The 12,641-nt window shown below is 47.8% G+C and carries 9 protein-coding genes; all 9 read right to left on the bottom strand.

What is annotated here, in order from left to right; all coding sequences use genetic code 11:
* Positions 1 to 97: 97 nt before the first annotated feature.
* Positions 98 to 1,081 carry an AAA family ATPase gene (locus tag NLX74_RS08845; protein WP_025718768.1) on the bottom strand — a complete coding sequence of 328 codons (984 nt, stop codon included), beginning with the start codon at positions 1,079 to 1,081 and terminating at the stop codon, positions 98 to 100.
* Positions 1,082 to 1,196: 115 nt separating this feature from the next.
* Positions 1,197 to 1,892, bottom strand: a complete 696-nt coding sequence (locus NLX74_RS08840) for a YdcF family protein (protein WP_235309652.1) — start codon at positions 1,890 to 1,892, stop codon at positions 1,197 to 1,199.
* Positions 1,889 to 2,446 carry a ribonuclease FAU-1 family protein gene (locus tag NLX74_RS08835; protein WP_254328470.1) on the bottom strand — a complete coding sequence of 186 codons (558 nt, stop codon included), beginning with the start codon at positions 2,444 to 2,446 and terminating at the stop codon, positions 1,889 to 1,891. The genes NLX74_RS08840 and NLX74_RS08835 overlap by 4 nt, the downstream gene beginning before the upstream one ends.
* Before the next feature lie 165 nt (positions 2,447 to 2,611).
* Positions 2,612 to 5,272, bottom strand: a complete 2,661-nt coding sequence (locus NLX74_RS08830) for a PBP1A family penicillin-binding protein (RefSeq protein ID WP_254328469.1) — start codon at positions 5,270 to 5,272, stop codon at positions 2,612 to 2,614.
* Between the two features lie 190 nt (positions 5,273 to 5,462).
* Positions 5,463 to 5,708, bottom strand: a complete 246-nt coding sequence (gene hfq / locus NLX74_RS08825; RefSeq protein ID WP_023989043.1) for an RNA chaperone Hfq — start codon at positions 5,706 to 5,708, stop codon at positions 5,463 to 5,465.
* 20 nt (positions 5,709 to 5,728) lie between these two features.
* A complete protein-coding gene (miaA, locus tag NLX74_RS08820) occupies positions 5,729 to 6,709 on the bottom strand; it encodes a tRNA (adenosine(37)-N6)-dimethylallyltransferase MiaA (RefSeq protein WP_069289755.1) in 981 nt (326 codons plus the stop codon).
* Entirely contained in the window at positions 6,693 to 7,541 is an 849-nt protein-coding gene (locus NLX74_RS08815) for a class I SAM-dependent methyltransferase (protein ID WP_254328468.1), read from the bottom strand. The genes miaA and NLX74_RS08815 overlap by 17 nt, the downstream gene beginning before the upstream one ends.
* Positions 7,542 to 7,553: 12 nt before the next feature.
* A complete protein-coding gene (gene mutL / locus NLX74_RS08810; RefSeq protein WP_254328467.1) occupies positions 7,554 to 9,728 on the bottom strand; it encodes a DNA mismatch repair endonuclease MutL in 2,175 nt (724 codons plus the stop codon).
* Positions 9,729 to 9,792: 64 nt separating this feature from the next.
* Entirely contained in the window at positions 9,793 to 12,612 is a 2,820-nt protein-coding gene (gene mutS, locus NLX74_RS08805; protein ID WP_254328466.1) for a DNA mismatch repair protein MutS, read from the bottom strand.
* Positions 12,613 to 12,641 lie beyond the last annotated feature (29 nt).

Genomic DNA, 12,641 nt, shown 5'->3' with positions numbered 1-12,641 from the left:
TTTTCATGTCAACTCTCGAACAGAGACCGACCTGATGTTCAGGCCGGCCCCCGCTCGATGTCATACCATTCGATGTGATTCAGATTCCTATTATCGCCTATCTTTTGTCCATTTTCAAATCTTCTGGACGCAGCGTCATCAATTCCTGTTTGCCAGGTTGCCCGCTCCGGTACTGATTGAGCAACCTGACAGCTTGGTGCCGAATCGCTTTTTCAATCACGTTACGAACATATCGTGCATTACTAAATGCATGAAGACTGTCATTACGCTCGTTTAGCAAATGCTCCTTCATTTTAATTATGGACTGAGGCATGAGAATATAATCCCGCTCCTTGGCCATCATCTCGGAAATTTGGATAAGCTGATCCACAGTATAATCAGGAAAATCCAACTGGATCGGAAAGCGAGAAGGAAGGCCAGGATTTGTTCGTAGAAAAAAGTCCATTTCCCCCGAGTATCCAGCGAGAATCAAAATAAATTGATTTTTTTGGTCTTCCATGGACTTTACCAAGGTATCAATCGCTTCTTTTCCAAAATCCTTTTCCCCTCCGCGTGCCAAACTGTAAGCCTCATCAATGAACAACACGCCGCCAAGAGATTTCTTTACCAGATCTCGCGTTTTTTGTGCCGTATGGCCAATATACTCACCGACCAGATCAGCCCTCTCTACCTCAATCAGATGACCTTTGCTCAGTACACCCATTTTTTGCAGCATTTTAGCGATAATGCGGGCTACTGTCGTTTTCCCTGTACCTGGATTTCCTTTGAAAATCATGTGATATACGTGTGCATTGCTCAATAATCCCGCATCCGTACGCATATGGGCGATTTGCAAAAAGGCATATACCTCAAATACCAGGTCTTTGATGTTATCCAAGCCGACGAGATGATCGAGTTCTTTCTGAATTTCCTGATAAAGACTGAGATACTGCGGTAGCGCCTGTGACTTGGTTGAAGCCACTGCTTCCGTCTCGTCCACAGTCACCGAAGCTATCGGCTCCGGGCTACGCAGCACGACATTAATTTGTCTGGAAGGTCTCTCCTCCGACCGCTTGCCCGCGGCGATTCCCCGTCCGTTCATGCATCCATCACCTCAACATTTCTTCAGGCACAGCTTACCCTATTAATGTATTCGGTCTGGCATGTCCTTATTAGCATAAAAGCACCGGGAACGTGCACAAAGCCTTTTCTTTAATTCAGGCAACCCAAGTTTGAGCGCTGATCCACCACCGTTGCAGCGTCCATTTAGCGTATGCCAATACTTCTCTTGATTGATGAATTGGCATATTCAGCACTTTGGATTCCGTCAGTGCCATCTGAGGATGATCAAATTTCAAGAATTGAGCAATCTCCATCGCCCGAGGGCCATGATAGCTATGTGTGATGATCACGGTGGAGGTCCATCCATATTCATTCATGATGCGCTGGCTATAGAGCAGATTTTCGTAAGTACTGGTCGCATGGTTTTCCAACACAATATGCTGTACAGGGACCCCCCTATCTACTAAATAGCGTTGCATGCCCTCAGCCTCCGTATACGGAAAATCTGGTTTATCCAGTCCCCCACTTACAATTAGACGCTGTACCGTCCCGTTGCGGTATAAGCGCAATGCTTCTTCAAGCCTTTCCTTCAATCCAGGACTGGGCTCAGCCCCCCACATAGAAGCACCTAGTACGATACCAATTTGCACTTGCTTGAGCGGAGTGGTAGAGGCGGCTGTATTCATGTCCCACACTCGGATACCTGCCCATACCAATCCGACCAAAATGAAAATCATCAAACAAAGTACAAGACGCTTGGATACCATAGATATCTTCTTAAGGCGACTCTGCCCGCTATTAAACTCAGGGCGTTTGGGTCCAGTGTCTTTAATCCACTGCAAAACTTTCACCGTTCTCTCTTGAAATCACCGTTGTGAAACCATTCTGCCCGGTGTTTCAGCGACATTTTAAAATAGGGGAACACGTGGACATCTATCTGATGTAACACATCAGCCGCTGTACGGTTGGCCAATTCTGCCTCTTGCGTTGAGATATGCCCCCGTTGTAACGCCTCCTCCAATTCATCCTCATCCACTAGGAAGATTTCACCGTTTTTAAGCACCACAACATCCAAATACAAATCGTCAAACCATGGGACTCCTTGATCGGTCACACCCTGATTTCGGCAGGTATCAATGTACCATTCAACGATTTGCTCCCGGTTGTCGAACATAGCAGTCACCACATAATGCTCACCTTTTGGATAATATTGTAGCCAGGAATATCCTTTATCGGCTATGCAAAACGTATGACCACCGTAACTTTTCCATAACGGCTCCTTGAGACTCAAAATTGTATACAGGGTCACATATCCTGTAAACGCGTCACTTTCTACATACCGGCAAGCAAACTTGCGATTGGTGATTCTGCGCCAGTTGGCCCGGTCTCCGAATTTGCGCTTCATAAATGATGTTCCTCTCCAACATTGGTAAAACCAGCTTACCATATTTAAACTGTACACTCAAAAAGAACCCCTTTACCAAAGAAAAAAAAGGTATTCTCAGACCGTGAAACGGTCCGAAAATACCTTTGATTTGAAGCAAATTCAACTTACATAAAGCAATACTTGCTAATCCCGATTGTGACGTCCACGATTGGAGTTCGAATGACCGTTAGAATTGCCTTCTTGAGTTCCATCCGTTGTGACTTCAGTCGTAGATGCATCCGTATTTTCTGGATTTACCATAGTACCTTCATCAGAAATACCTGCATCCGGTGTAGTAGTCTGACCATTTTCCTGATTTGTATCGTTTCCATTGCCGGAATTGCTATTATTGTTGCCTGTGCCTCCAGCACCATTCCCACTAGTATCTCCAGGAGATGCCGGAACCTGACCTGAGCCATTATTGTTGTTGGTACCGCCAGGATCTGTATTTCCCTGATCTGTACCGTTTTGTCCGTCTGTAGCCCCGCCATTATCCGGTAAGGTTCCATTCTCGTTTGGATCAGTCCCTTGTTGTGGATCAACCGGAGTAGTCTCTGCCGGAATTTCCACACGGATCGTATTAGAAGCCTCGGATTCTTTACCATCCGCTCCATAAGCCACTACATAATATTCATACGTGTTTCCAGCTATAGGAGACGTATCTTCACCACTCGTGCCCTTCATGGCCTCCATGATTGTTGCAAAGCCTGCATCAGAAGTCCCTTTGCGATACACACGGTATTGTACATTATCCCCCGTCGCCGCAGTCCAGGACAACGATACAATTTGGGTGTCCTGACTATAAGACCCGCTCAGCCCGCTTGGAGCGGTAGCCTGAACCGGCTCTTCTGGCTTCTGCTCAACTGGTGGTTCATATCCCTTCGGCTCGCTGAATTGCGTAACCGGGTGTCCCTTGAGAGCTTCACCCATGACTCTTCCGAAAAAGGCTGCCGACTGCCCACTGTAGTTTCTGAGCATATGTTTGCTGTCCGGCTTATCATAACCCATCCATACTGCTCCGGTATATTCTGGCGTATAACCGACAAACCAGATGTCCCGGTTACCACTGTTACCGCTAATTCCGCTTTGGGTCGTACCCGTTTTACCAGCTACAGGCCAGTCAATACGTGCTTTGCGACCTGTGCCGCTATTGACTACATTTTGCATCATTTGTGTCATTTCATAAGCCGTTTTTTCACTCATTACAGATTTAGATTCCTCTTCATGAGTATAAACTACCTGATCATCACTATTATTAATTTTTTTAATGGAATAAGCCTTTTGGAATTGTCCTTTATTGGCAAAAGCGCTGTAGGCCTGCGCCATTTCAAGGGTATTCGTTCCTTTGCTTAATCCACCCAATGCGATAGCAAGTGAGTGATCATTTTTGTCCATCGGAATGCCTACGCTCTCGGCAAATTGAACCCCTTTTTCCACACCGATTTGGTTCAGCAACCATACAGGCGGAATATTTTCAGACTTCGTAATGGCATCGAGCATGCTGATGGTTGATGAGTAACCATGTAAGTTTTTCGGACTGTATCCGTTAAAACTCTGGCGTTCGTTACTCAAAGGGGTATCCACCGTAAATTTACCGGATTCAAGAGCTGGCGCATAGGCTACAATCGGCTTGAAAGCCGATCCTGGCTGTCTGCGGCTCTGTGTCGCACGATTGAAGGTTCCCTTTTTATAATCTCGTCCGGGTGCCATCGCGGCAATTCCACCTGTTTGGTTGTTAATAATGACCATCGAGGCTTGAACAGGCTGATCGTCAGGACTTTTTTCGAACATGTCATCATCTGCCATCGCCTGATCCAGCGCATTTTGGGCCTGGGCATCCATTGTCGTATGAATCTTATAACCACCAATAATCAAATCATTGCCGCTAACTCCTGGCAGTGCATCCTCTGCCTCATCCATGACGTATTCCATGAAATTTTGATACTTTTGAACTTTTTCTGGTTGTTTGTAATTGTAATTTACAGCCTTGGCCTCTTCCATCTCTTGCTTTCCAATCATCCCTTGCTCAAACATCAGCTGGAGAACCACCGCACGTCGTGCCTTCGAGTTTTCCGGGTTACTGATCGGATTATACTTGGATGGCCCTTTCGGAATAGCTGCCAGTGTAGCAACCTGCCACAATTTTAATTTGTTTAAGTCTGACACGCCAAAATAGCCTTCCGACGCTGCCTTAATTCCAGAATACGAGCGTCCAAACCAAATCCGGTTCAGATAAAGGGTAATAATCTCATCTTTAGTCAACCTCCGCTCCAGCGCCATTGCGATGGATACCTCGGTCGCTTTACGGAAAAAGGTTTTGTCACGTGTCAAAAACAAGTTTTTGGCCAACTGCTGAGTCAGCGTACTGCCGCCCTCCACTGCAGAACGAGCCACGATATCCTTTACGGCCGCCCGACCGATAGACCAAATATCAACCCCTTGATGCTCCATAAAACGCTTATCCTCTGTTGCGATAAAAGCTTTTTTGAGCAATGGTGGAATTTCTTCACTTTTGACAGGATCGCTTTTTTGCACAGACAACTCACCCATGAGGACACCGTTGCGATCATAAACCTTCGATGTCTCGTTCACTGTAATTTTGTCCTTGTTGGCTTCGTAAATTTTTTCACCATTTATCATGACAAATAAATACCCGCCAAGTGCGCAAAATATGGCTAACGCCGCTGTAATAAAAAGCGTCCACCCCACTCGCTTACCTGTTATTTTCTTTTTCTTGCCCTTCGGCTTCTCTTTAGATGTGGTTCTATTGCGATTGCCGGATCTGGACAATGAATCGTTTGGCATTCCCCTGACTCCCTTTCGCGAATAATCATATGATACCTAACATAAGCCTAAAGCTTGCTGTCGGCAGCATGAAAGTAAACGGAATGAAAAGAACAACCCTGATCAGGTTGCTCCCGGTCACATTCCTATACAGTTAGACGAGACGGACGCCTGAAAAGTTTCATGAACCCGGGCGACCGTCAAGCCGTAATCAGTTATCGCTAGCGTTATCCTGTTGCTGTACAAGCGATACATTGCGTTGCGGTGTAAAGGTGGAGATGGCATGCTTGTAAATCAGCTGTTGCTTTCCATCCGAGTCGATAACGATCGTAAAATTGTCAAATGCTTTAATCGTCCCTCGCACCTGAAATCCATTGATGAGGTATACCGTTACAGGTATAGAATCCTTGCGCAATTGATTCAGAAACGTATCTTGGATATTAATGGACTTGTTCATTTTAGCCGTACCCCCAATAATCATTTGGATTGTTTTGAAGTATATTCAAGGTCTGTCCGGAACTTTCCTGCTATAATTTCGTGTATTCGGGCTGCATGAGCAGAAAAATTTCCGAAATCAGTGACATCTACCCACTGGATATCCTTCATATGGCGAAACCACGAGAGCTGTCGCTTCGCAAAATGACGCGTATCCCGTTTTAGCCAAGTCACCGCCTCTTCCAAAGACACCTCTCCCCGCAGGTAGGAGGATATCTCTTTATAGCCTAGACCTTGCATGGAGATGGCATCGCTTCGCACTCCCCGTTCCATTAAGGAGGTTACCTCAGCAACAAGCCCTTGATCGAGCATCCCGTCAATTCGGTCTTCAATACGTTTATATAGCATTTGCCTATCCATTGTCAAACCTACGATGCAGAGTTGGTAGGGAGATTCCTTTTTTTGACTGGCAAGTTGAGAGCTAAGTGTCGTTCCGCTAACATGGTAAATTTCCAGTGCCCGAACGACACGACGACGATCATTAGGATGCAGACGAAGTGCACTTTCGGGATCAACCGCCTGTAGTCGCGCATGAAGCGCGTCTGCTCCAAACTGTTCGGCATAGTCAAGCTGTTCCTGACGAAAAGCTTCGTCAGCCCCTACCTCGGAAAACTGGTATTCATAGCAGACTGATTCTACATATAAACCTGTTCCGCCTACGATAAACGGTAGCTTTCCTCTAGATTGAATATCAGGTATGAGACGACGACAGTCTTCCTGAAATTGGGCTACTGAATATGGGTATTCAGGCTCATGAATATCAATTAAATGGTGCTTGATTCCTTCCATTTCCTGTTCGGAAATTTTGGCAGTTCCAACGTCCATATGACGGTATACCTGCATGGAATCCCCGGAAATAATTTCCGCGTCAAATTGTCGAGCCATCTCGATGCTTAGTTTCGTCTTGCCAACCGCAGTCGGGCCAACAAGAACAAGTAATTTAGGCTTAGGTGCCACTGTCAATATCAATCACTCCGTACACTGTTTTCGTTGTGCCCCGCTGCTCTACACGGAAGCCGAGGCGGGCAAATTCCCCGCTACCCCGTTTTTCTTTTAATACAATTGTTTTTCGTGCAATCCGTTTCGCATGAACAATACTTTCCTCATTCAACGCGTCTGGATTAGCCAGCCCTCTCAATGGACCGATTGCGCTGGAATCGAGCAACGGATCACGAAACATAGGGTCAAAATAAATAATATCTATACTGCGATCCGGCAAACTGCGCAAATAGTCTAAATGATGACCAAAACGAACGTCAATGTTGGAAAAGGCCTGATCTACTTCAGCGTTGCCGGAACGGTAATGCCTCATTCCATCCTTGATTAAAGCATAGACGGGGAAAGAACTCTCCACAGCCGTGACTTGTCCAGAGCTTCCCGTTCCAATTGAAAATAGAAGAGAATCCGTACCAAGTCCTGCGGTGCAATCCAGTACAGTATCACCCGGGACGAGCCGGGCAGCCGTCAACATCGGGTCAGGTTCACCCTTTAATACCCGTTTGGCGCGAATGAAGCCCATACTCGGGTGAAAAACCATCGGTGATTGTTCTGGACTAATCAGCCTCACTCCGCCCTGCACCAGAACCAATGCTTGGCTGACTCTGTGAGCCGCGATTAGCTTAGCTACCGATATGCCACGACGAGGGGCATACAACACCCCTAACTCGGCTGCAAGCAGCTTCGCTCGCTCCACAACCTCAGCCGAGGGGGAATCTCCTGTCGTGACCAGTAATTCGACTTTCTTCTCCCGTAGCCTCGACCGCTCTTCTTCATGGTTTTCCCGATCCTGCAACATATATATACTCCCTTACATTACTCTTTTAAACAGCTTCTCTAAATCATATGTGGAAAAGGAAACCACAATAGGTCGCCCATGAGGGCAAGTATATGGTTGTTTGCATGCTGCCAAACGCTCTAGCAGCACGCTAGCCTGTCGGTCAGTCAGCTTCTGGTTTGCCTTAATCGAAGCCCGGCAGGAGCACATGATCGAGGCTGCTTCCCGCAGCTTTGCAAGATCAATGGCTCTTTCCTCGAGCACCCATCCGGCCATTTCCTCAATAACATCCGCTTCTTCCCCTTGGGGAAGCCAGTACGGGTAAGAGCTGACACGGAAAGTTTGACCGCCAAAATGCTCCAAATACACCCCCGCCTGCTCAAACCAGTGCAGCCTTGTTTTCAACTTTTCTGTCTCGGAAGGCGTAAAATCCAGTGTAATTGGCAGTAGCAATTCCTGCGATACTGACTCGGGATTACCGAATTTTTCATAATAAAATTCATAATTGACTCGTTCATGTGCGGCATGTTGATCAATTAAATACAAGCCCTGGTCGTTCTGTGCAATCAGATATGTCCCGTGGTGCTGACCGATTAAATTCAGTTCAGGAAAAGTGGGCAGCTCTGGAACTTCTCCCGACACCGCTGCCAATTGCTCTGCATTCAGACGTTGCTGGCGAGGCTTCTGATCCGCGAAATGACGGGAATCCGTAGCGTGTCCTGCAATCGGCGGCACAGAAGATGGGTAAGCTGCAGAAGCAGCCGTTTCCTTTATCCCTCCACTGTATAAAGAAGATGGGCCTATTGCGGCATTATCTCCTTCAGGCGACTGTACAGTCGCTCCATCAGGGAGCGGCACGTCCCCTCTAACTTCACTACCGTTGTTTTCTTCCACAAAATCTGCATCCAGTTCATCATCACTAATACTTTTACCTGAAAGGTTGTTTGCCCGTCCAATAGCTGAGAGGCTATCCCTGCTCGGACGTTGCTCACGCTCCTGGCTACCTCTGTTATTCTCTTCGTTTCTGTTCAAGTAATTGGATTGGCCCGGTACCTGGTTCTCCGGCGAGGTCACGGAAAGTGGCAGTGCTCCCCCTCGGTCTTTGTCGGAAGGAGCATCCCCTTCCGTAGCATTTCCCTTTGAGAAGTGAAACTGCTCCTGCACAAACGAGCCACTGTCCTTGCCACCGATCTCGCGCTTGACTGCCTTCGGAATCAGCACTTGCTGCCCTAAAACAGCTTTTACCGAATCCTCGACCAACTGAAACAGTTCAGCTTCCTTGCTGAACCTTACCTCCAGCTTGGCAGGATGAACGTTAACATCCACCAAAGAAGGATGCATATCCAGTTGGATCACAGCCAGCGGAAAACGATTGATAGGCAATAAGGTATGATACGCCTTGAGCAACGCCTGATTAAGCCCGTAGCTACGCACAAAACGTCCATTCACTACCGTCGATATCGCATTCCGATTCGATCTGGTCCACTCTGGGCGGCTGATATAGCCGCTAATTCGGTAATCGAGGCTCTCTCCTTCCAGCAGCAGCATGGACTTCGCCGCAGAAGTTCCATAAATAGCGGCAATCACCTGGAGCAAATCACCATTACCCAGCGTTTGCAACAATGTATTGCCATTATGCCGCAATGTGAAGGCAACCTCAGGGTGCGAAAGCGCCATTCGGTACAATACATCCGAGATGTGTCCCAGCTCGGTCTGGATTGTTTTCATATATTTCAGCCGTGCAGGTGTATTATAGAACAGCTCCCGTACGGTAAAATCCGTCCCTTGCCTACTAGCGGCATCCTCGTGAAGCACCAGCTTACCGCCCTCAATCACCAATTTACGGGCACGCCCGTCATCTCCGGCTGCTGTAAGCAACTCTACTTTCGATACAGCCGCTATACTTGGCAACGCCTCTCCCCGAAAGCCGAGACTTGTGATCTGAAACAGGTCGCGACCATGTCCAATTTTGCTTGTCGCGTGCCGATAGAATGCCGTCTCCACATCCTCAGGCTCAATGCCACTTCCATTATCCGTCACCCGGATACTTTGCAGACCGCCCTCTTCTACCCATACGTCCACCCGCGTACCGCCTGCATCAATCGCATTTTCCACCAGCTCCTTCACGACGGAGGCTGGACGTTCCACGACCTCACCGGCAGCAATCTGGTTCGCAATATGTTCATCCAGTACCCGAATTTTAGACATCCTTTTAACCTCCTCCTGACTTCAAAGTGTGATGAAAAATAGGAATAAATGTCACTTATTTGAACTACAGGCCATTGGCCTTGTTTTTAAGATCATTTAATAGCTGCATTGCCTGTAAAGGAGTCATATTCATGACATCAGCATTTTTCACCTTGCGCAAAATTTGGCGCACAATCGGATTAGCCTCTACTGTCTCTGCATGGGGCTTGGAGACGGCAAGCTCCTGCTCTCCAAAAATGGACAGCTGTACCACTTCGGTTGCTCCTTGCTCCAACCTGCTGGAATCCTCCACAGTCTGTAGAGTATCTTCTTTTACCAGGGTGGCCTGCTGTGATAAAGACTGAGTTGATGATGCTGTTTCTCCGCTTTCTCGCAATGTCTGGCCTGAATTATATTCGGTCAAAGAAGAAATATCTTCCGTCCCTGAGGCTGTACGAGGTTCAGTCCCTTCCTTCCCTCCTACTACTATCTCGGTACCTGCCGTTACTTGAGCTGCTGCCTGTTCAAAACCATTCAGCAGTCCATTCGCTCGCTCAATAATGTTATTGGGCAAGCCTGCAAGCCGAGCACAATAAATGCCATAGCTACTGCTAGCCGCTCCCGGTATGAGCTTGCGGAGGAAATTCACCTTGTCGCCGCTTTCCTGCACGGCCATAGAGTAATTTCGCAGCGAAGACAGGCCTTGCTCCAAATGCGCCAGCTCATGGAAATGCGTGGATACCAGCGCCTTACAGCCGATCGTGTCATGGACAAATTCGATGACTGCCTGTGCAATTGCCATCCCTTCACTAGTGGACGTACCTCGTCCCAGTTCATCAATAATGATCAAGCTTCTCGGAGTTGCCTTGTCCGTCATTACTTGGATATCTGCCATTTCGACCATAAACGTACTCTGCCCGCCGATGAGATCATCCGCCGCGCCGATCCGTGTGAAAATGCGATCCAGCATCGGCACCTTGGCACGTGCAGCTGGGACAAAGCAGCCAATTTGAGCCATAATTGCAATAAGCGCAACCTGACGCATATACGTACTTTTCCCAGCCATGTTCGGCCCGGTGATAAGTAGAATATGCGCATCGCCTTCCTCCAACACCGTGCTGTTGGCGATAAAACCGCCATCTTTCATTACGGCTTCCACCACGGGATGGCGCCCCTGCTCCACTACGAAATCATATCCTGTAGTCAGCTCAGGTTTCACGAATCCCCGTTCCGCACTAACCGATGCCAGCGACTGATACACGTCAATTTCAGCCACTTGCTCTGCCAGCTTTTGCAAACGGGGAATTTCAGCGTTCAGTTTACTGCGAAGCTCGGTAAAAAGCGTGTACTCCAGATCAACCATTTTATCCTCGGCTTCCAGAATTAGAGATTCCTTTTCCTTCAACTCAGGTGTGATATACCGTTCCGCATTCGCCAACGTCTGTTTGCGTTCATATCGACCTTCTGGTAATGAAGCCAAATTGGATTTGGTCACCTCGATATAATAACCAAATACTTTGTTGTATCCAATTTTAAGTGACCGAATGCCGGTTGCTGCACGTTCCTTGGCCTCTAGCTCAGCGATCCAACGTTTACCGTTCACACTCGCCTCGCGCAGTTCGTCCAGACGCTGATGGTAGCCTTCCTTAATAAGACCTCCATCCCTTACGGAAATTGGCGGTTCATCCGCCACCGCTTCCTCAATCAACGCACACAGGTCTGTACAGCTATCCAGCGTTTGTGCAATCCGTCTCATCGTCTTCGAAGGAGATCCAGCGCACAGCTCGCGTAAAGAAGGAATTTGGGCCAGCGACAGCTTGAGAGCGATCAGATCACGTGCATTAGCACTACCAAAGGCGATCCGCCCAACTAGACGCTCCAGATCGTAAATCTCTTTAAGCTGAGCACGTACATCCTCTCGGAAAATAAACTGGTGGTATAGCTTGTCCACCGCCTCCAAGCGTTCCTCAATAAGACTGCTGCTCAACAGTGGCTTGTCAATCCAACGACGCAACAGACGCGCTCCCATGGAAGTCTCTGTGCGGTCCAACAGCCACAGCAGCGAGCCTTTCTTGGAGCGTTCCCGTACCGTCTCCACCAGTTCCAGGTTCCTGCGGGTAAATGGATCCAGAATCATAAAATGGTTTGGCTCATATACCGAGATTTGGGTCAATTGGCCTAGCGATCTTTTTTGCGTTTCATTCAAATAGGAAATCAAGCGCGATACGCACCGTCTGCGTTCCTCCGTAAGCCTTGCCCACATGGCTTCCCCAAATTGATCCCGAACCAAATCATCCTTGGATTTGTCCCAGGCCGTATACACAACACGCCGTCCAACGGGGGACATACGGGATGTCACAAAATCCAGCAGATGACCATCTCCCAACATTTCGGAAGGCTCATAAATGTTAATTTCATCTAGTAGCCATTCTTTCGAATCAGGCACAGAAGTCACATACAATTCACCTGTTGACAAGTCGCACGAGGCAAGCGCTAGCATCCCGTCCGTCTCTGTGACACATACCATGTAGTTGTTGGATTTGTCACCCAGCACCTTGCCTTCCATTACCGTTCCCGGGGTCACAACGCGGACAATATCCCGACGCACCATCCCCTTCGTAGCTGAGGCTTCCTCCATTTGCTCACAGATGGCCACCTTATAACCCTTCTCAATGAGACGCTGTATGTAATTTTCAGCTGAATGATAAGGCACGCCGCACATCGGAATTTTTTCCGTGGCGCCACCCTCACGACCCGTAAGTGTAATTTCCAGCTCCTTGGATGCAAGAATTGCATCATCGAAAAACATCTCGTAAAAATCTCCCAGACGGAAAAACAAAAATGCATCTTTAGCCTGCTCTTTTATGGATAAATACTGCTCAATCATCGGTGTATATTTGGACATACCGTTCACTAACCCCCACACTTTGTTCC

Origin of the sequence: Paenibacillus sp. MZ03-122A, assembly GCF_024213325.1 — a bacterium.
GTDB lineage: Bacteria > Bacillota > Bacilli > Paenibacillales > Paenibacillaceae > Paenibacillus > Paenibacillus polymyxa_B.
The sequence above is the reverse complement of the archived record's forward strand: the minus strand, read 5'-3'. Positions and strand labels throughout refer to the sequence as shown.